The sequence below is a fragment of the Vibrio sp. 10N.222.55.C7 genome (genome assembly GCF_041473335.1).
GTDB classification, from domain to species: Bacteria; Pseudomonadota; Gammaproteobacteria; order Enterobacterales; family Vibrionaceae; genus Vibrio; species Vibrio crassostreae_C.
The window spans coordinates 1-20,105 of the sequence record NZ_JBFRSC010000017.1 but is presented as its reverse complement, the minus strand read 5'-3'; the positions used below and the strand labels follow the sequence as shown (position 1 = coordinate 20,105).

The 20,105-nt window shown below is 44.9% G+C and carries 24 protein-coding genes and 1 other RNA gene; 9 read left to right on the top strand and 16 right to left on the bottom strand.

From position 1 onward, the window contains the following. The first annotated feature begins 97 nt into the window (after positions 1–97). From AB4482_RS05845 to AB4482_RS05830, 4 genes are all read left to right on the top strand, one after another. Entirely contained in the window at positions 98–484 is a 387-nt protein-coding gene (locus AB4482_RS05845; RefSeq protein ID WP_017062190.1) for a thiol-disulfide oxidoreductase DCC family protein, read from the top strand. Between the two features lie 384 nt (positions 485–868). Then, positions 869–2,212, top strand: coding sequence for an AarF/ABC1/UbiB kinase family protein (locus AB4482_RS05840; RefSeq protein WP_017070278.1), 1,344 nt, complete (start codon positions 869–871; stop codon positions 2,210–2,212). A gap of 84 nt (positions 2,213–2,296) precedes the next feature. Then, complete coding sequence (locus AB4482_RS05835; protein WP_017062212.1) at positions 2,297–2,842, top strand: glutathione peroxidase; 546 nt, start codon at positions 2,297–2,299, stop codon at positions 2,840–2,842. Next, a complete protein-coding gene (locus AB4482_RS05830; RefSeq protein ID WP_017062213.1) occupies positions 2,839–3,306 on the top strand; it encodes a DUF3429 domain-containing protein in 468 nt (155 codons plus the stop codon). The genes AB4482_RS05835 and AB4482_RS05830 overlap by 4 nt, the downstream gene beginning before the upstream one ends. Before the next feature lie 74 nt (positions 3,307–3,380). Here the strand turns inward: AB4482_RS05830 and AB4482_RS05825 are convergent, their stop codons facing one another. From AB4482_RS05825 to AB4482_RS05805, 5 genes are all read right to left on the bottom strand, one after another. Then, the gene (locus AB4482_RS05825; RefSeq protein ID WP_017070475.1) at positions 3,381–3,815 is read right to left on the bottom strand and encodes an N-acetyltransferase; all 435 of its coding nucleotides are present in this window, start codon (positions 3,813–3,815) and stop codon (positions 3,381–3,383) included. Between the two features lie 151 nt (positions 3,816–3,966). Next, positions 3,967–4,581 (bottom strand): LysE family translocator, encoded by a 615-nt coding sequence (locus AB4482_RS05820; protein WP_372180664.1) that lies wholly within the window; start codon positions 4,579–4,581, stop codon positions 3,967–3,969. 130 nt (positions 4,582–4,711) lie between these two features. Next, entirely contained in the window at positions 4,712–5,029 is a 318-nt protein-coding gene (locus AB4482_RS05815; protein WP_017070274.1) for a hypothetical protein, read from the bottom strand. A gap of 75 nt (positions 5,030–5,104) precedes the next feature. Next, the gene (locus tag AB4482_RS05810; RefSeq protein WP_017067059.1) at positions 5,105–6,541 is read right to left on the bottom strand and encodes a lipopolysaccharide biosynthesis protein; all 1,437 of its coding nucleotides are present in this window, start codon (positions 6,539–6,541) and stop codon (positions 5,105–5,107) included. Between the two features lie 16 nt (positions 6,542–6,557). Continuing rightward, positions 6,558–7,484: a glycosyltransferase gene (locus AB4482_RS05805; protein WP_017062218.1), complete on the bottom strand. Its 927-nt coding sequence runs from the start codon at positions 7,482–7,484 to the stop codon at positions 6,558–6,560. A 316-nt stretch (positions 7,485–7,800) separates the two neighbouring features. On the opposite strand from AB4482_RS05805, the gene AB4482_RS05800 reads away from it, so the two are divergent. Further along, positions 7,801–8,949, top strand: a complete 1,149-nt coding sequence (locus AB4482_RS05800; RefSeq protein ID WP_372128110.1) for a glycosyltransferase family 4 protein — start codon at positions 7,801–7,803, stop codon at positions 8,947–8,949. A 193-nt stretch (positions 8,950–9,142) separates the two neighbouring features. Here AB4482_RS05800 and AB4482_RS05795 read toward each other — a convergent pair whose 3' ends face one another. From AB4482_RS05795 to AB4482_RS05780, 4 genes are all read right to left on the bottom strand, one after another. Continuing rightward, positions 9,143–9,916 carry a viroplasmin family protein gene (locus AB4482_RS05795; protein WP_372180662.1) on the bottom strand — a complete coding sequence of 258 codons (774 nt, stop codon included), beginning with the start codon at positions 9,914–9,916 and terminating at the stop codon, positions 9,143–9,145. An 81-nt stretch (positions 9,917–9,997) separates the two neighbouring features. Next, positions 9,998–10,327, bottom strand: a complete 330-nt coding sequence (locus tag AB4482_RS05790) for an AzlD domain-containing protein (protein WP_061018870.1) — start codon at positions 10,325–10,327, stop codon at positions 9,998–10,000. 2 nt (positions 10,328–10,329) lie between these two features. Next, positions 10,330–11,058 (bottom strand): AzlC family ABC transporter permease, encoded by a 729-nt coding sequence (locus AB4482_RS05785; RefSeq protein ID WP_372180660.1) that lies wholly within the window; start codon positions 11,056–11,058, stop codon positions 10,330–10,332. A gap of 104 nt (positions 11,059–11,162) precedes the next feature. Then, positions 11,163–11,996 (bottom strand): AraC family transcriptional regulator, encoded by an 834-nt coding sequence (locus tag AB4482_RS05780; protein WP_050646374.1) that lies wholly within the window; start codon positions 11,994–11,996, stop codon positions 11,163–11,165. A gap of 247 nt (positions 11,997–12,243) precedes the next feature. On the opposite strand from AB4482_RS05780, the gene AB4482_RS05775 reads away from it, so the two are divergent. Next, positions 12,244–12,582 carry a hypothetical protein gene (locus AB4482_RS05775; protein WP_372180658.1) on the top strand — a complete coding sequence of 113 codons (339 nt, stop codon included), beginning with the start codon at positions 12,244–12,246 and terminating at the stop codon, positions 12,580–12,582. Between the two features lie 64 nt (positions 12,583–12,646). On the opposite strand, the gene AB4482_RS05770 is transcribed toward AB4482_RS05775, so the two are convergent. From AB4482_RS05770 to AB4482_RS05755, 4 genes are all read right to left on the bottom strand, one after another. Next, the gene (locus tag AB4482_RS05770; protein WP_017062226.1) at positions 12,647–13,186 is read right to left on the bottom strand and encodes a lipocalin family protein; all 540 of its coding nucleotides are present in this window, start codon (positions 13,184–13,186) and stop codon (positions 12,647–12,649) included. Between the two features lie 52 nt (positions 13,187–13,238). Then, positions 13,239–13,706, bottom strand: a complete 468-nt coding sequence (locus tag AB4482_RS05765) for a MarR family winged helix-turn-helix transcriptional regulator (protein WP_017062227.1) — start codon at positions 13,704–13,706, stop codon at positions 13,239–13,241. After that, positions 13,669–14,682 carry a DUF2955 domain-containing protein gene (locus AB4482_RS05760; RefSeq protein ID WP_017070267.1) on the bottom strand — a complete coding sequence of 338 codons (1,014 nt, stop codon included), beginning with the start codon at positions 14,680–14,682 and terminating at the stop codon, positions 13,669–13,671. Before AB4482_RS05760 ends, AB4482_RS05765 begins: the two co-directional genes overlap by 38 nt. Positions 14,683–14,754: 72 nt before the next feature. Then, on the bottom strand, positions 14,755–15,804 hold the full coding sequence (locus tag AB4482_RS05755) for an HlyD family secretion protein (protein WP_372129674.1): 1,050 nt from the start codon (positions 15,802–15,804) through the stop codon (positions 14,755–14,757). A 286-nt stretch (positions 15,805–16,090) separates the two neighbouring features. Between AB4482_RS05755 and AB4482_RS05750 the strand changes: the two genes are divergently transcribed. After that, positions 16,091–16,852 carry a transporter substrate-binding domain-containing protein gene (locus tag AB4482_RS05750; RefSeq protein ID WP_017070266.1) on the top strand — a complete coding sequence of 254 codons (762 nt, stop codon included), beginning with the start codon at positions 16,091–16,093 and terminating at the stop codon, positions 16,850–16,852. Positions 16,853–16,954: 102 nt separating this feature from the next. On the opposite strand, the gene ffs is transcribed toward AB4482_RS05750, so the two are convergent. Both ffs and AB4482_RS05740 read right to left on the bottom strand, forming a co-directional pair. Further along, an RNA gene (ffs, locus tag AB4482_RS05745) (signal recognition particle sRNA small type) lies at positions 16,955–17,051 on the bottom strand. Positions 17,052–17,247: 196 nt separating this feature from the next. Next, on the bottom strand, positions 17,248–17,991 hold the full coding sequence (locus tag AB4482_RS05740) for a hypothetical protein (protein ID WP_017064066.1): 744 nt from the start codon (positions 17,989–17,991) through the stop codon (positions 17,248–17,250). A gap of 214 nt (positions 17,992–18,205) precedes the next feature. Here AB4482_RS05740 and AB4482_RS05735 point away from each other — a divergent pair, with 214 nt between their 5' ends. Next, a complete protein-coding gene (locus AB4482_RS05735) occupies positions 18,206–18,508 on the top strand; it encodes an MGMT family protein (RefSeq protein ID WP_048609271.1) in 303 nt (100 codons plus the stop codon). 75 nt (positions 18,509–18,583) lie between these two features. On the opposite strand, the gene AB4482_RS05730 is transcribed toward AB4482_RS05735, so the two are convergent. Then, positions 18,584–19,024 (bottom strand): YbaY family lipoprotein, encoded by a 441-nt coding sequence (locus tag AB4482_RS05730; protein WP_102319976.1) that lies wholly within the window; start codon positions 19,022–19,024, stop codon positions 18,584–18,586. Positions 19,025–19,192: 168 nt separating this feature from the next. Here AB4482_RS05730 and tesB point away from each other — a divergent pair, with 168 nt between their 5' ends. Further along, entirely contained in the window at positions 19,193–20,053 is an 861-nt protein-coding gene (tesB, locus tag AB4482_RS05725; RefSeq protein ID WP_026012255.1) for an acyl-CoA thioesterase II, read from the top strand. Positions 20,054–20,105: the final 52 nt, after the last annotated feature.

Genomic DNA, 20,105 nt, shown 5'->3' with positions numbered 1-20,105 from the left:
GGTTGTCACAATAACAGTGTCGGATAACTGGGCAGAATGATCCACCTAAATGGTGATGTCGTATCAATGAGAATTGACGAAAATAGTAAGGAAAACAATGACTGCATTAACGATATTTTACGATGGAACCTGTCCACTTTGTGCAAAAGAGATGGCAGCACTGACTAAGTCTGATTCCAAAGATCAGATCCAGACCGTCGATATCTACAGTGAAGCGTTTTCAAACTACCCGCAAATAGATGCCGAGGCAGCCAATACAATCTTGCATGCACTGGACGAAAACGGAAAGCTGCTGCTCGGTTTAGACGTGACTTACCAAGCGTGGAAGCTAGTAGGAAAGGGTTGGCTGTATGCCCCGTTACGTTGGGCGATTTTTAAGCCAATGGCAGATTGGTGTTATCTACGGTTTGCCAAAAATAGATATAAGATTTCGTTTTGGCTAACCGGAAAATCACGTTGCAACGGTAACAGCTGCACAAAATAGTGTTGAGTTAAGACATGCCGCTGGCGACTTTGTAGTAAACGATGCCAAATAGGGCTGCGAACACCAATACCGTAACGGCCACTTTCAACCAAATAAATTTCATGCTTTGTCCTTTTAATTCTGTTTACTGTTCCACGCGACAAGTTAGCACAACAAAACATACGGTTGTGTAACGATTGATAGAACTTTGTAGTCATACCAATCACAGTAGGTAAGTGTCAAGAAATAGCGCAGGGAAAAAGCTTGAGAACAAGGCGGATTTTTTAGATAAGTAGTTATTCTACAATCAAAAAATCTAACGACTTTATCGAGATTTTTAACAAGCTAGGGTGAACAGTTATTTACTACGATTGGTATCAACCCTGATTCCCAGAGAGAACCTTTATGTCGGCAAAAGAGAGAAACCTTCCCACACATCGAATTTCTAGATTCAGTAAGTTCGCTTCGTTGGCGACAAGAGTCGCGGGTAACGTGCTAACGGAAGGCACCAAACAAATTGCACAAGGCAACAGGCCCAAAGCAAAAGACTTACTGTTAACGCCACAAAACATTGCTCGCCTGACCGATCAACTCGCACACCTGCGCGGTGCGGCTATGAAGTTAGGACAGATGCTATCAATGGATGCGGGTGATGTCTTAGAACCAGAGTTAGCCGACATTCTCTCTCGCCTGCGCTCCGATGCCGATCCACTGCCAACAAAACAGCTCAATCAAGTGTTAGAAAGCTCGCTCGGGAACCATTGGAAAACCGAATTCCTGTCCTTCAATTTTAAACCGATCGCCAGTGCATCTATCGGACAAGTTCACCAAGCCTATAGTGATGCTGGGGACAAACTCGCAGTCAAAGTCCAATACCCCGGCATTAGAAAAAGTATCGACAGTGATGTAGATAACGTGGGCACGCTGCTCAATATTGTTGGCTTGATACCAAAGTCGGTCGACTACAAAGGCTTGTTAGAAGAGGCAAAGAAACAGCTCCACGATGAAGCAGACTATGCTCGCGAAGCTGATTACGCAACTCGTTACCATGATGCATTGAAAGAATACTCTCACTTCGTCGTACCTAAGATTCATCCGCAAGTCTCTTCAGAATCGGTGCTCGCCATGGACTTCATCGAAGGCGTCTCGATAGAGCAAATCGAAAGTTACGACCAAAGCACACGTGACTTTGTAATGCACAGCTTACTGGAGCTTCTGTTCAGAGAGTTGTTCGATTTTAAGATGGTGCAAACCGATCCCAATTTCGCCAACTACCTTTATGTTGAAAACACCCGACAAATTGGCTTATTAGATTTCGGAGCAACCCGTGAGTACAGTGACCGCTTCAGCGAGGGTTATCGCTTGGCCTTTTCCTCTGTCATTAACAACGATGAGCAAGTGCTCAACCGAGCTTTAGAGCAAATAGGATTCTTTAGCGAGACAATTCTTCCCGAACAACGCCAAGCGATTCTAAATCTAGTGAAGATGGCCTGTGAGCCGATGTTAGTTGACGAAGAGTACGACTTCAAAGCCAGTGGATTGGCACAAAGGCTTCGTGAAGCAGGCACCATTTTGAGCATGGAACAAGAGTATTGGCATACGCCGCCCGCCGATGCGCTGTTCCTGCACCGAAAAATTGGTGGCATGTATCTATTAGCGGCTCGCCTTGGTGCAAAAGTGAATATCAGTCGCTTGGTCGCTCCATATCTTATCTCAGAGAGCAAAATCACAACTAAAAGCGCGAGTTAATGAGACAGTAAATAATACGCAAAGTGATCATTTCATCGTGCTCAAGAGTAATAACCATTACGCCAACTAAAATGAGCCAACCCTATGAAATGTTCACTACTTTGCTCAACCGCACTGATTACAAGCCTCACGAGTTCCATCGCCTTTGCAGCGAGCTGTCCCGAAATACTTAATGGCAAACAGCGCTTGTTAAACTCAACCGAAGAAATCGCCTTGTGCGATGAGTTTCAAGGCAAAACTCTATTGGTGGTAAATACAGCGAGCCAATGTGGCTTCACTCCGCAGTTTGAGCAACTCGAGCAACTTCATCAAACCTACAAAGACCAAGGCTTCACGGTTATCGGTTTCCCAAGTAATGATTTTCGCCAAGACAAGGGAAGCGAAGAGAAGACGGCAAAGGTTTGTTACCTAGACTATGGCGTGACCTTCCCAATGATGGCGCGAGCTTCACTGTCTGGTAGCAACGCCAACCCCGTGTTTACAGAGATACAACAGCAAGCGGGCGTAACGCCTAAATGGAACTTTTACAAATTCTTGATCAGTAAAGAAGGTAAAGTCGTCGCCACCTTCCCTAGCTCCACATCTCCAGTGAGTGCCACGCTCAAAAACGCGATTGAGCAGCAGTTATGAAGGCGGATTACATGGCAACAACTCAAACCCGTAACACCATGGCCAAACTGGGGTACATGGGGTTAATTCCGTTTTTATTCGGTCTTCTCCTTTCGCTCACCGACAGCCAATTTATGGGGATAAGCGGTGAAACGCTGTTCATCACCTACAGCGTGGCAATTTTGAGTTTTCTTTCAGGGATCTTGTGGGCAAATGGCATCGAAAACTTTGAAAGCCAATCAAGTAACAAAGCACTGCTAATAAGCAACGCGATTGTGCTCATCGCTTGGCTGGCAGTATTGCTTGGCGAACAAAAAGAGCTAGTGACAACTCTGATTCTCATCTTTGGTTATATTGCGGTTTGGCGAGCTGAAAGGACGATGAGAGAAGAGAACCAGAGCCAAGGTCCTGATGGCTACTTTGATATGAGGACTCGGCTGACCTCTAGTGTCGTGTTAATGCACGGTATCGTGATGCTAACCTAGAGCTACGAGATTGTCTTTGAAGTGTGAGCCTTTGATTTAGTTAAGCGCCTTTGTTAAAAACCGTTAGCAACAATCTAGATGATGAGCTTCATCACTAACCTCGGCTCATCATCACCAAAGTAGTTGTCTTCTTGCTTGATGGTAACGAACCCCATCGATGCATAAAGCGCACGAGCCGATGTGTTATTTGGGTCTACAGTGAGCAAAAGCCTAGCATCTCGAGGCAACTGCTCAACCACCTGTTGCATCAGTTTCCGGCCAACTCCCATGCCACGATAATTCTGGTCTACAGCCAATGATAGGACCCAAAACTCATTCTGCTGGTCTGTGGTTGTCGTTAAGGCATAGCCAGCAATCTTTGAGTCTTGCTTAGCAACCAATAAACCTTTTCCCCAGCAATCAAAGGCCTGACGAAAGAAAAACAGCGGATAGGCGTGAGCGCCAAACAAAGCATGTTCAAGCTGGTAGATATCAGCCAGTTCTTGTTTTTCCGCACAAACAACATTCATAGATAGACCTCATTTAAACCGAACCTCAAGTTTAAACATGCAAACTCAAAGGTGCTATTAACAATATATCAACAGCCTAAAGGCTTACGAACTACCTTAACGAAGATGCCACTTAACTAACGCCTGAGGAGTAGATTAGGTTACTTATGTTTTACTGTCGAATAACCAACAAATTTGCGCCAGATAACGCAAGAAAAACCGAGCACGCTTTGTTGAAACGTTTTGCCATTTGTGGCTTAGAGAACCAGTTTCTGAGGTATAAGCCAAATGCCGCGTAGATCGATATCGCGAGCATTTCTAACACTAGAAAGGTGCTACCTAAAACAAAGAATTGAGTATTTACGTTCGCTGAAACATCGACAAATTGAGGAAGGAATGCAGTGAAAATGAGTATCGCTTTTGGATTGCCAGCAGCGAGTGCAAATTCTTGTTTAAACAGACCAAACCAATTCTTATTTCGTTCGATATCCACGACCGGACTGGCGTGTGAGCGCCATAGGTTGAACGCGATCCACAACAGATACATCGCGCCAAATAGTTTGATCAGGAAAAACAGCGTTTCAGAAGTATAAAGCACAACCGCTAAGCCAGATGCAGCCAAAGCAATCATGCCAGAAAAAGCGAGGATTCTTCCTAGGCCTGCGACAAAGGCGGCCTGAAATCCGTAACAACGGGCGTTGTTCATTGATAACAAATTGATTGGGCCCGGAGTCATGTTGAGCGCAAAACAAGCGGGGATAAACAGCAGTAACTTCCAGATTTCCATTGGTGCTTCCTAATTGCCAAATGCCGTGATTATAAAATCCTTAAACAAGGTCTTATCGTTTATAACAGCATTTCATATCTTTTGTAACTGCATAAAAAATAAGCACCAAATCTATACAGTAAATTTTCAATCAGTTCTCAAAAAACTGTTCGTACTCGGGTGTCGCTAGATTTTCGGCGACACCAATCTCACCGACGAAATAGATAGCGCTCGCAATTGTATCTATCGTTGGGTTTGATTCTCGCTCTGGGAAGTCGCCAACAGCAGGAACAGATTTTGGCGCAGACACCGAACTACAAACAAGGCTATTACATACCCTGTTTTGATTTTCTAAGGAGATAGCTTCAGGAACGTCAAAGTGCTGAGTGAGTACGTCGTGGTTAGACAATTCAGACGAAGCGTACGATAAGGTTGAGAATAGAGCTGAGAGCACAATCCACTTGTTCATGTATCTTTCCATTGATGGCATTCATTGAATTTATAAATACTATCGAATCTCACACATTATGAACAGTGTTTTATTTTAATTTGCGTGAGACTGCTTACCCAGCATCAACTTGTCGAGCAGAGCTTGCGGGACAACGATCACTGAGTATTTAACAAAGGCCACCAGCGCGATTACACCAACAGCCGATCCAAGAATAAAGTCATGGACATCAACCAACACCAATCCCAGAAGTTGATCACTCGCTATCGCTACTAATGCGATGCTAACTGCGGTTACCCACTTGCTGTGTTCATAAGGTAATTGTTCCATCGCTTGGCTTACAACATACAGAAGCATGAGCCGCACAACATAAGTTGCACAAAGAACCGCGACAACACCCCACACGCCATAAATAGGCGTCACTGTGAAATAACCAATGGCCGCCAAGACCGCACATCCACCTTGAATCCACATTTGAGATTGACTCGAATCGCCACTGAAACAACCAAGGTTAAGATAATCACCTGCATTTTTGATAACGCTAATCGCAAGCAGCGCAACAACAATGGCCCCCGCGTAATGATAACTGCTCGGTAAAATGAGAGAAATAAATCCGGGTACCGTTAGAATCATCAACGAACCTAAAACAATGGCGAGGTTCACTCCGACTAACGCCCTATCGGCACACATCTTACTGCCACCCGGCTGTTGAAGCATCGCCACACGGTTTGGAAACCACCAAAGCGCGTAAGGCTGCAACAACAGACCAAGAATCAACGCGAACTTTCCGCTAACCGCATAAATCGCGAGTTCTTCGACACCGACGAAGCTTGCCATTACCCAGCGGTCGAGCCCCATGATCATATACATTGATGCACCGCCAACCAGAACGGGCAGTCCGAATTTTAAGATCTTCGCCGAGTATTTGAAGCAACCAAAAGATCCCATCTCTTGCCATTGATAACGCACTAAACAAACCATTAGCAACACACTGGATACCGCAGCTGAAATCAACACGCCATCTATACCGTATCCAGCCTCAAGCAAAACAAAAGTCATGATGGCTTGAACACCGGCTTTCAACACATTGAGCATGCAAAAACGTTTCGCCATCGCGTTCATACGCATCAGCGTTAGCGGGATAGAAATCGCCCCATCGAGCATGGTAGGAATAAGCAGAAGCAGTATCTGGTAAGGCTGGAATTCAACTGGCAACATTAAGATTAACAACGGCATACTGAGGGCAATCAAGGCGCCCCCAAGCACGCACACCAGCACGCTCAATGTGAAGCAGTTCGAGACGAGCTTTTGCTTTTCATCACCTTCGGCGACACCCACATAACGATACATGGCATCGACAATACCGAAGCTGAACAATATCGTCCCAATGTCTGCCAGCAAGACAATGGCTTCTAAGGAACCATACTCTGCCAACGTCATATTGTGCGTAATGTACGGGATCATCACCAATGAAATCCCTTTCATCATTAATATACCGATGGCGTAGTAAGCCGACTGCTTTAAAGAACCCATAGTCGTCACCTTTTCCTTACCAAGCTGGCTTTAGGAAACTTTTACAGTCTCCAATTAGGTGTCGCAATGTGCGTTTTTGAGGTGACATGACCAAAGAACGGAAACTGTAGGCAATAGCCTGTCTATTCTGTTGTAAACCTCGATAATAGTCAGCATAACCTTCCAGTATTCTCGCCTTTGCGATTTTGAAGCTAGAAGTGGGTAGATTCCATCGTTGACTGTCATTTTGGTAATGTTGAAGAATAGTCTCTATAGACTGCAAATTTCTCAATTTAAGACTTTCAGTTTGGGTAACAGAGCTCGCTCTCATCAAGTAGCCAACCTGCACCGAGTTCAACACACCGATCTGATGGTTTTCACTCATTCGAAGCCACAGTTCCCAATCTTCCCCATACTTGATGTCAGCATTGAAACTGTCTGTTTGAGAAAACACATCCGCTTTCACCATGACCGTTGATGTTCCAATCACGTTATTTTCTATGATGAACTCCAACGGGTTCTCGATATTGATGAACAGCTCATCTTGATCTTGAAACTGCGACCAGTAACTAAAGCAGTCGACTATTACTTGGTAATCTTCAGTAAGATGCTCGTAGTTAGTAAAGCTCATCGCGAGATCAGGGTAACGTTGATGAAATTCGAGTTGGCGCTCAATTTTTTCAGGAAACCAGAAATCGTCTGCGTCTAAAAAAGCGATGTATTCACCGGTCGCCTTTTCAATCCCTAGGTTTCTCGCTTGAGGCGCACCAACACCCAATGTGGACAACGTAATAATGCGTTCATCGTCTATAGAAGCAAGATACGTCGACGTTCCATCGTTACTGTTATCGTCAATGACAATCAGCTCAACATCTTGATGAGTCTGCTTTAGTACACTGCCAATCGCTTTCGGCAGGTAATCCAAACAATTGTAGGTAGGAATAACAACACTTACTTTAGCCATAATGACGCCCTCAGATTTATACGTTATATGGCTGACGTTGCATGTTCTATGCCGAGAGTGTCTTGCTATGAAATCACATCTAGATCAGCCACCTACGCGTCCATTCTCAAAATGACGACCAAACACAGATGTTCAAAAAAACTGCAACTCCAATTTGATTATCAATTTGAGAAAACGAGCTACCTCTTAAGGGGTAACCATCGAAAAGCAATCAGAAAGCCCTCCAAAGCTACGATTCGATCTTGGTTCGTATCTTGCTTTATTGGTTATTACCTTGGCTTGATAGCTTTAGTCATATGGATTTGAGGAGTAAGGAATGAAGAAAGTAGCATTTGTGGCGCCAACCTACCCAGTACTCAGTGAGACCTTCATTCAAACAGAAGTCGACTCTGTGAAAGCGTGTGGGCACGATGTTTGTGTAATGACGTTCAAAATTGAAAACAGCGAAAAACAGTTCGACTACGACATTGTCGAAATAGGTAAAAATGTTCGGATGGGTAAAGTCGCCAGCATTAACTGGATAGGGTTCATCAAGGCTGTCTCATTTATTTCTAAGCAAACCAGTATGCCCAAAAAGTCACTGTTCGCTTATGGTTTTAAATTAGCGCTACAACTTGCGGAAAGCGACGTCGAACACGTTCATGCGCATTTTTGTCAGCACACTACAGCACACGCCATCGTCGCGGCAAAACTGCTGAATATCACCTGCTCGTTCGTTGCTCATGGTCATGATGTTTATGAGTTCGCTTATGACATTGAACATAAAATTTCATCGAGTGATTTTGTGGTTGCAGTGTGTAAAGACATGCTTGCTGACTTCAACACCATGGCGAAAGGAAACATTAAACTCTTGCATTGCGGAGTTAATACCAAACAGTTCCAACTCAACCCAAAAATCGAAACGAAGCAACTTCGCTTTGTTTTCCTTGGCCGATTAGTGGAGCAAAAAGGTATCCACCATCTTATTGATGCATTGGCGCCGATTGCCGAACCTCTCGACATTCATCTCGATATCGTCGGTACTGGCGATTTAGAGCAACAGTTAAAATTGCAGGTCAAAGAAAATGGGCTCACTCGAAACGTGACCTTTCTTGGCGCTAAGCCTCATGAATGGGTGAAAGAGAAACTATCGAATTATGACAGCCTAATCGCGCCCTTCTGTTTTTCCGAAACCGGATGTGTGGATACAGGGCCTCTGGTTTTAAAAGAAGCGATGGCTGTGGGAACGCCAGTCATTACCACCAACATCATGGGATGCAAAGAGATCGTCTCACCAGAGACAGGTTTTGTGGTTAGCGAAAAAAACGTGGAAGAATTAAGAGAAGCGATTGAGCGTTTCGCGCAGCTAAGCAGCAACGATAAAGCATCGATGGGTTTAAAGGCACGTGAGAGAGTGAAAGACAGTTTTAATTCGATCAAACAAGCTCAGCAATTATCTCGTTGGATAGAGAACCCAGCTCAATAAGGATTAACTCAGGCAGTAAGCATCGCAAGGGCTGCTACGTCTCACAAGAACGACTAAGCACCATAAGAAAGCGGAGCACCACAAAACAAAAGAGCGCTACATCAATTTGAAATGTAACGCTCGTCAAACACTGCCCAATGATCGCGACTTATGCTTTCAGTAACTTTCATTAGCTTTTCATTAAGAAGCCTAACTAGCCTGCTCGCAGTGCCAAAATAGACTCAATATCTTCGATGTCACGATATTGAGCGAGTTGTTGCTCTTTCGATGAAATAGCCACAATCGACATTCTATCGGCCAGTTCGTTACCTTCAATACCAACGTGTCCGTTCACATGGTAGATGGTAATTTTTGAAGCCAGTTCTTGGTAGAGCGCATATGCAGGCTCAATAATATCGAGGTTTTTGATCTCGCCGCCCGACTTAGTCCAGCCCTTTTTCTCCCAACCCGTTGCCCACTTAGTAATACAATCAATTGAGTACTTAGAATCACAATAGATCGCAACAGAGAGGCCCGCGTTTAGCTTCTCTTTTGCGAGAATAAACGCTTGCTTAAGCCCATGTAATTCGGCGGTATTGTTGGTACCAACAGGTTGATACAAGCCATACCACAATTCTGTTAATTGGTTGTTTCGGTATACCGCTAAACCCGTCCCCGCTTCACCGGGGTTTGGCTCACAAGCACCATCGGTAAAGATCTTGATATCAAAAGGCATATCAGTGATTTGCTGCTCCGAAAGAGGCGGCACCTTAGCTTTCGTCGCCTTACCCGCAGAGTTTGGCTTTGTCGCTGTAGAACCTGACGCAGACGACGTTTTACCACCGAAAGCAGACTCAGCCTCGCCTAGTGTTGGGAACGATTTATATCTCGCACCAGCAAAGCCATCGACTTGAGACTTACACTCATTCCAAGTGGTAAAAATACCCGGTGTACGACCTTTCCAAACCACATAATATTTCTTAGCCAAACTAACTCCTTACCAAAACCTAAACACACAAACAGCGAATCAGTACATTAGATGCCACCAAGCTATACGTTGCAAGGTCAATCAGTTAAAAAGGTAATCAACCGCGACAAGGTTATAGAACAAAAACACCGCCATGCTAACGCCGATCGTTAGTAGCACATTGCCTGTTTTCCAAATCAATAAGCCAGTCACCACCGCGCCTATCAAGTATGGGTTTTCAAGGCTTGGCCAAAATGTTTGTTCAGGAGCAAATACAATTGGCCCCCAAATCGCAGTCAGCACCGCTGGGCTTGAATAGCGCAATAGGCGCCTTGCGGTTTGATTGAGTCGAAGCGGGATTGCAGGCTCAAGAAACAAATACCGGCTAAAGAAAACAATCGCAGTCATGAGTAATATCGTTAACCAAATCATCTCTATTTCCCCTCCACGATTGTCTTGTTACCGTTGTTTCGCTCTTGGAACGACTCGCTGAAAAAGCCCGCTAACATACCGGCGATCACTGCAATCATTAGCCCGCCCTCAATATTGTTAACCGACATGGCAACCGAAGTGACCAATGAAACCACAACACACACAACGACGGGTAGAGTTCGGATTAATGGGAACACCAAAGCGATAAAGGTTGCTGCGACCGCGAAGTCGAGCCCAATCTCATTAAGCGAAGGAATTTGGCTTCCCGCGACAATGCCGACAAAGCTCGCAATATTCCAAACAAGGTAAAAACCTCCACCTACACCCGCGGCATACCAACGATTAAACTCTTGCTGAGACTGCCCACTACAAATCGCAAACAGCTCGTCGGTGAGCCAAAATCCGAGTAATAGGCGCCAACGCGCAGGAAGATGACTGATTTTGTCTCGCATCGATACGCTATACAGAAAGTGCCTTGAGGTGATGAACAGTGTGGTCAACAACATGGTCCCTAAACCAATACCCGCTTTGAACATACCCGCTGCGACAAGTTGCGCTGAGCCAGCAAATAAAATAGCCGACATCGCTTGAGCTTGCAGTTGATTCAACCCAGCATCTATCGCATATGAACCGGCTAGAATTCCCCAAGGGATCACCGCAATGCTCAAGGGCATTCCCGCTAAAACGCCCTTCCATAACTGTGTTCGTCTATCCATTCTTTCACTATCCATATCATTCTTTTCTCTTTTCACATTAGCTATTCAATGTAAGAAGAGTGGAGTCGGTTCGATTGTACAAACTTGCTCGATTTCGCGAACGAATTAAGGTGTCCGATTTAGAGCATTTTGATGTATTGCCCCGGCGTGTAGCCATTGGCCTTTTTGAAGTGTCGATGAAAATGGCTTTGGTCGTGAAAGCCACACTCTTGCGCGGTATCTGAAATGGTATGTCCTTGTTTCAATAACTTACGCGAAAGCCTTAACCTAGATTGGATTTGATACGCATGTGGCGGAAGACCAAACTCTTTTTGAAAAGAACGCACTAAGTGAAACGGGCTCAATGCCGCTAACTTAGATAGTTCGTCTAGGGAAACATCGGCTTGTGGAAAATCATCTAAGAACTCTTTAACCAGAACGAGCTGACGCTGAGTTTTACCATCGAGTTGAGGGTTAAGCGGCGATTTTCCATGTCGGCTAATCAGCTTAACCAACATCCCATACATCAAGGTCTCTCTTAACAGGCGATTGTCGGATTCATCGATCGTGTTAAAGACCAGCCTCAATTGATTGGCGAGTTCAGGATCTTCAACAACCGCTCTTGGGAAGTAAGGCGCGCCGTAATTGGGTAGGTTTAGCTCTTGAGTGATCTTGGCAAGTTGCTCTGGGAGTGGATACATGGCTCGATACGCCCAACCGCCTTCAGTGGCAGAGTGACCGCTATGAACTTCGTCGGCATTGACCAGAATAATCGCATTTTGTGGCGCAATATGATGCCCGCCCGTTCGATAGAAACGCTGAGCGCCCTGCTCGATGACTCCCAGCGTGTAGCCCTCGTGGCTGTGGCGCGAGAAGTTTTGCTTTTCGTATTCAGCATTAAGAATTTCAAGGCCGCCGAGCTCTTCGGTTATCTTATATTCGGCCTTTTCTTTAGAGCGTTTCTTGTTCTCCATAACAATTCCCAAGCCTGTTGATTATCGAGCGACTTATCAGTCTACTCTATAGTCTCTTTCAGCTTTTGTACAAAATTGCGCATTTGGCGGTTAATACATTTTTTGACCTAGGAATTAAACGGCTCAATAACGTGCTCTAATTGCGAGCAAGATCGTGGTCTTTAAGCAGTTAGCGAAGAATTGACAAATCAACGACTTAATCATGCTCATAATCCCCGCCAATTATTAGTAACTGTTCAGAGATATGATGAAGAAAGCCTTAGCATTGATCTTTTTCTTGAGCCTTACGGGTTGCACGCATAATCAGTCCAAAGCACTAAGCATGAACTCATCGTCGGTTAATACATACCCACAATCGATGTCGAACCTTCAACTGTGCGACACCTTGTATTACGGAAGGCCGAGTAATCAGACACTGGCAGCAATTGGCAGTGAATTCAATCGAAGAGGGTTATCAAAAAGTTGGTGTGACACCGAAACTAATAAGCTTTATTTAACCAAGACAATCGATTGGGTTGCTGACCAAGTAGAAGGCAAAGAAGATTCAGAGGAAGAAGCGTCGGCAGTGGTGTTGCCAGCGAATTAGAACGGGTTAGCAATGTTGTTTGCTTATTAGCCGAGCTACCTAGTCAGGACTAGCCGAACTTACTTTATTGTTCAGGCACATCATTGATATGTTGTGACACACGAACTAGCTTACTGGTTTTAAAACCCATGCTCTGCGCCCGTTCAATCAGCGAGTCTAAGTCTTGTTTGGTGAACTCTGCAGTGCGATACAAGATCTGTAAGGTATTTTTGGTAGGACCCACCAACAAAGCCTGAGTGTAATCTTCATTCAAGAAAATTACCTTTCTCTGCTTCTCATAAGGGCTATTCGCTTCGACTGAAAACCACGCTTCGGTTTGAGAGCCCTTAAATGTTGCGGCTTGTTCTTTGGTCTTCCACTCATTCTTTTTCGCGTTGTAGCCTCGAGTTGTCAGCTTAAGATTACCGTCAGATTCAAATAAAAAGCTAAACGACAAAGAACCGAGCTTTGATTGCAATGGATGCGGGATAAAACAAGCGGAATACCATGTACCAGCGAAGCGTTCGGCATCAAAGTCAGAGGCGGGGATTTTAGACGTAGGTTTACTGCCACGAAACGTAAACAACAGCTTAATCATTAGCATCGCTAATATTTTGTATGTCATGTCACTTACTCTTTATTCGATTGTTATTAGACCCACACCTTCGATCGCATAATCAGTCGACGAATTGGTCTGTTTTTACAAGCTTAGCCAACAAGGTCTGTAACTGCTTGGATTCGTCTTCACTCAACGCACTCTGAAACTGCTCGCTGATACTATCGACCATAGGCTCACAATATTCGGCAAGCTTCTTGCCCTCTTCCGTTAAAGAAAGAAGTTTTACCTTTTTGTTCGTTTCACTCTTGCTGGCCTCAATAAGGTTCAGCTTAATCGCGTTATCAACCAAACGCTTGGTCACAGAGCGATTTCGAAGCAAGTAATTGGTTAACTCTTGCTGAGTGATTTTGCCATGCTTATCTAACACTCGAAGCGCACCAAACATCTCTAGAGAAATGCCCGAAGTGGTGCCCATCTCAGCGGTGACTTGAGCTCGAAACTGTTTGTAAGCAAAGCCCATTAAGAACATAGGATTGCTGTCGAGTGCATCAATTCCGGTGATGGATAATGCTGGTTGATTTTCCATATATAATTCCTTGGCAGACCACTAATAATACCAACACGATGGACATTAACTCTGCACGAAAGTAGGTATCTTGCAAACCAAGATCGGTTGCTGAAACATAGAGTTGCAATGGTAGCATAGTTCCTAACATCGCTTCAGTATGCATACCTCGCACGCCACCACGACTGCCGCTGATCCAAATTGCTATCATGGTCACCAAGCTTGTTAGTCCAATGATATACACCCAATTATAGGAGTGTTGCCCCGCTAACAAGGTTACGAAGACCAACGCCAATGCACAACCACCAACGTGGGCTTGTAAACAGTTTTTCACCACCATTTGATAGTTCATGCGTTCACTTTGCGCAGCCGCAATAATCACAGGCATCATACAGAACGTCGCGGCAATCAAATCGACCATCATCAAAAATGCTAAACCAACTCCAAGCATGACCACATATATCACTCGCTGCTGGTACGTCACAGGAACACTTTGCATTGGCAGCGGCGACATCGCTTTGGGCGGCTTTAAGAACAGCATCACAAATCTCACCACAACCATGGTCGTCACCATGCTCACTGCTATATCGCGAACCCAGTCCGTCATCGGCATTGGGCCATGTTGTGCAAACACAATCACCAAAAACCAATTGAGCAATGGGATGTAGATTTTCCCAAGTTTGGCAGGCGTGTCGGCCCACCTTCTTGCTAAATCAAATACCCATAAACTGATCCCCCAAACCACTGCCGGGTGTGAGGCAAATAACTGATCGACAAGCAGAGCCACACAAGCGACACCCAAGATAGGGAGAAACGCTTTGAGCATACCTCTCACTGAGTAGTCGTTAATCTTGGTCGCCGCCATTACCGGATAAAGAGCGAGGTACGCCGCAACACCTAGCTGTAGCCAAAGTTGAGCCAACATACCCAAAGACACGATAGCGCTGATCCAAGCTACTTCAGACCAGTTAATCGGGCCTCGAACTTCGTTATTCATAATCTGCCTCTTAGGTCGTAAATCGTTATTTCGTCAGTGGGTAGTCAGTTAGTCGATGATTGAAGAGCACAGTTAAACTAGGTAACGAATGCGAGCTAGCACTTCCATCCATGCACTTCCGATCACATCCCAAAACGTCGCTTCAGGCACCACCATCACGCTCACTTTAGAGCCTGAGAACAATGAGTGATCAAGTGACGGCAACGTTACTTGTGTACGCACTTTTTGTTGGTCTCGAATCCAGCGATCATCATTCACGACTTTCGCGAGGCCGCTGTTGTCGCTGCTCGCATCATAGATAGCCAGTTCACGACCTTGAATATTTCCCTCAAACACCTCACCAGGCATTGCATCAAACACCAAACGAACGGTTGTTCCCGCAGTCAGATTTGCACTGCCCTTTTCGTTGAAGTCTGCGTTAATCCAAGCATGCTGGCGATCAACCAAAAACAAAACGGGGCTGCCAGCGCCAACATAGGTTCCTGAGTTAAGGTTGAGATTGCTGATTACGCCATCAACAGGCGCGACGATTGTCGTTTTGCCCAAATCCAATTGCGCCAGTTCAACGCGAGTTCGAGCAACAGCCAAAGCACCGTTGTCGCTGCTTTTCTCAAGCTCAGCTTTTATCTGCTCAATATCGGCTTGCGCAGCTTCGACGGCTTGCTGTCTTACAATCGTGTCCGATCGGCTATCGTCTAGCGTTTCTTGGCTAACAAGTTTTCTCGAAATCAATTGCTGGTTACGCTTCAATTTTCTCTCGGCATTCAGAGCTTCGTGTTGGCGCTGACGTAACGTCGCTTCCGCGCCATGCAAGTGCTGCTTGCTTGCTTCATAGCTTTGCTCTGCTTCAACCAAAGCCGCTTCAGCCTGAGTTAACGCCAATTCAAAACGAGTTGGATCTAAGCGAACTAGCAGTTCCCCTTTTTTTACATCCTGACCATTCTTAACAGCCAACTCCACCACTGGCGCCGACACTTCTGCAGCAATACGGCTGGTTGGAATGTGCAATTGAGCTTGAGTTGTGAACGGCGCAAGGTTGTCACTTGCCACCAAGAAAAGAGCAAACAAGGCACTGGTGCCAAGTGTTAGATAGAGCATCCATTGATACGCTTTATTAGCCATAATGTTTCACCTGCAACAAAATAATACGCTCATTGTATTGATTTTTGTTTCAGATGCAACATAAATCAAAGGTGAGTATCTCAAAGATCTTGCGAGAAGTACAGCAAGCTACTATTTATGAAAGATATAAATAGAAATTTAGATAAGAAAAAGTCGTGTAGTTAGTTTGGGAAGCAAGAGTTCCAGAAGTTATCTAATGCCTTTGCTCACAATGATATGCATTAACATTGATATTCTTTAACATTTGATTAACCAACTTATCCATTAAAACTATAAGGAAATAAAAATGAAGTGGATATTTGTTGTATTCGTCAGTGTTTTCTCAGTATTTACTTACGCAAAAGATTGGAAGCAAATCCGATTTACGGTGGAAGGAGCATACCCACCATTCAGCTGGACAACGCAAGATGGTGAATTAGAGGGGTTTGAAGTCGATTTAGCCAACGCCTTGTGTGTCGAATTAGAAGTAAAATGTATCATCTCAAAAACTGACTGGGACGGGATTATCCCTTCGCTTTTAAGCCGTAAAAACGATGCAATTATAGCGGCTATGACAATTACCGAAGAACGTGAAAAGAAAGTTAACTTCACGATGCCTTACGCTAAAGTTCCCACTCGTTTTGTCATGGAAAAAGGGCGTGAAATCAATATGGATGACGGCAGCTTAAATGAACTAACAATTGGAGTTCAGCGCGCTACCATTGGTGACAAATACCTTTCCGAGATCTACCCAAATGTAGATATCAAGCGTTATGGATCATTCGACGAAGCCTTTACCGATTTACTCAACGGGCGCCTAGATAGCGTGTTTGGTGGTTCTATGGGACTCAATACGGGCTTTCTTGAAACGGAGCAAGGTAAGGACTACCACTTTACGGGTCCTAAATTTACAGAAGAAAAATGGTTCGGGCGTGGTATTGGTGTCGCGGTACGAAAACAAGATAATGAACTCAAAGATCTTATTGATGACGGTATCCAGCGCTTGATCGACAATGGTCAGCATCAAAAAATCGCAAGTAAGTATTTTTCATACAGCATTTACGAATAGTTTGGTATGCAGTGTGGACTAAACTAATTGCGAACTGTGTTCACTTTAGAAAGCATCAGATAGCAAAAAGCCGCTCATAAAGAGCGGCTTTTTAAAGGGGTGGGAACCCAGCCACATCCCGGCACACAAGTCACTCGCTGCGGCTGCTCCCTTCCAGGCCTGACCGAGTTCACGAGCTATTGTTGCGGGAGGACCAGGCCCCCATAGATTCGTTTTCTAAGAGGCTTGCCTCAAAGAGTGATTGGATTATTAAGCATCACAGCAACCATTGCAAGCCCTTCCACCCTATTTTTGAACAATTGCGGTCTAAGTGCTTATCCTTTATTCAAACCATTAGAAAATCGCAGGTAAATTCACCATTTACCTGCATTTGGAAGGTTTGGATTGCTGGAGTACTAGATATCGATGTCTTCGTTATCTTCTGTGCGAATGATGTAGTCTGTCATCCACGCGGTACCTAATAGACACAACCACACCACAAAGACTGGGCTCGGTACTTCGATGCTTGGAGTAATCACCAGAGCCGCAAAACCGACCGTTGGCAGTGTCCAACACAGTAGTTTATTCCAGCGGAAGGTTTTCAAGCGCGTCAGCGTTTCCATCGATGCCATGATGCCCGTTACACACAAGGCAACCAAAGCGGCATAAGGTAAATCGGCTATCCATAATGGAAGTATTAAGCCTAATGACCACCAGCTGTGTCGGCTGGCAGGCTTAAGATGATTTGCCGCCCACCAAATCACGATGATTGATAAGGTTTGAAGTGTGGTAACCCACGGGACACCTTCAAGCTTGCCTGCTGATTGTGTCACCATGATCCCGACCTGCAAAGTAGTCACAATCAAGCCGGAAATAATCACGACCGACAAACTACTGCGTCTTGAGAAGACCACCATCAATAACGGGAATAGTACCCACGCACTGACAGACAGCGTGATAGGCTGCAAAGGAAGGGTTAGACCATAAGTGGTCATGGAAACAAGCAAAGCTAATCCTGCTATGCCCCCCTGCGGTAAAATCCATAAAGCAGGAATTACCATTGCAAGCACCGGGATATCTCCCTCACTTAAACTGATTGCTCTCGCGCAAACAACCGCTAATAATGTGGTGATCAAGAACTGAAACGTTGTAAATACCATAGCCCTCTCCTTCTACCGATCCGTGGTACCATACCAATCGTAGTAATTAACTGGTCACCCTAGCTTGTTAAAAAACTCGATAACCTCGTTAGATTTTTTGATTGGAGAATGACTACTTATCAACAAAATCTGCCTTGCTCTCAAGCTTTTTCCCTGCGCTATTTTTGAACACTTACTTACTGTGATTGGTATTTATGAACTAGGAACATTTAGTATGGACCAATTTTTGAGCCAAATCTTTGCTGTGATTCACCAAATTCCATATGGAAAAGTAACAACTTATGGAGACATAGCACGTTTTTCAGGATTTCCGGGCTATGCGCGCCATGTTGGTAAAGCGCTGGGTAACCTGCCAGAAGGTAGCAAACTGCCTTGGTATCGAGTGATAAACAGCAAGGGTGAAATCTCTTTAAAGGGTGATTCGTTCGACCGACAAAAGCAGCATTTGGTTAAAGAAGGGATTGAGGTGAGTGATGCAGGAAAGATCAAACTCAGAATATACAAATGGCAGCCCTAGAGCTGCCACTAATCGCTGATTCAACTGGCTAAGTTAAGCCAATCAAGATGCCTTAACAGTGGCATCGACTTCTGATTAACGAACACCAACCAAACGTAGGTCTGCTTGCTGTGTATTTTCTACATCAGTAATTACTGACTTAATCGTGTCAGTAGTGAAACGCAGTTTGCCGTCAACATGAATCGATGCGCGCATGTTGTAACGGTGGTTAGCTTTAATTTTGTCGTTGTCGTAGCTCAGCTCGAATGCGAACGGTACTTGCTTACCGTCTGTGGTGAACTCTTGAGTTGCGATAACCGTCGATGGTGCATCAGCCAGTGAGATATCTTCTAGCGTAACGGTAACCACTGCATTCTCTGGCAATGCAATTCTTTCACGGTAGCTTACTGTTCCTGAAATCACTTGAGTGTTCTCTGCAACCACTTCCTGAGAAGCGCTCGTTTCTGATGTTGCTTGGCAACCAACAAGTAGGCCAAACGATACTAAAGACGTAATAAGAATTAGAGCCTTTTTCATATTCAATTTCTCTCAACATGTTTGCCGGACTCGGCAAATCTACTCACCAATTATAAGAGAGCTTTCATATTCTGTCTTGAAACCCTATGATTTATTGACAGATATCTGACTAAGCTAAATGATTAGCACCATAATCTGACACCCATTTTACGAAGAGGAATGCTGGCGATGAGTCAACCTTTACAAGAATTACTAAGTTTACTTCAGCTAGAAAAACTGGAAGAAGGTTTATTCCGTGGGCAAAGTGAGAACCTAGGCCTACCACAGGTATACGGCGGTCAGGTATTGGGACAAGCGCTTTCTGCTGCTCGTTATACCGTTCAAGACGACCGTAGTGTTCACTCGTTCCACAGTTATTTTCTGTTTCCCGGCGATCCTGAAAAGCCAATCATTTACGATGTTGAGAACCTACGAGATGGACGCAGCTTTAGCACACGCCGTGTAAAAGCGATTCAAAATGGCCGCCCTATTTTCTATCTCACTGCTTCTTATCATGGCGATGCGCCAGGGTTTGAGCACCAGATTTCAATGCCTGATATTCCGGGACCAGAGAACTTTGCCTCAGAAACTGAATTAGCGAGCCACATTGCGGAATTCTTACCAGAGAAACTGCGTAAAACCTTCTGTGGTGAAAAGCCAATTGAGATGCGCCCTGTGACGGTCGTGAATCCACTCAATCCTAAGAAGGCGGAAGCGAAGCAGTACCTTTGGGTAAGAGCAAATGGCGCAATGCCAGACAACCAATTGATTCACCAATACCTGCTGGCTTACGCGTCCGATTGGGGATTCTTGGTGACAGCACTTCACCCACATGAAGTGTCAATCATGACGCCCAACTTCCAAGTGGCGACGATTGACCACTCAATCTGGTTCCACCGCCCGTTCAAAATGGATGAGTGGCTGCTTTATGCGATTGAAAGCCCGACGGCGGCGAACACTCGTGGCCTAGTGCGCGGCGAAATTTTTAATCAGAAAGGTGAGCTCGTAGCGACAGCAGTACAAGAAGGTGTGATGCGCTTTACTAAATAACGCTCAAATAAATAGCGAATAAACGCTTTTTATAGGTTCATCGCGGCTTTCC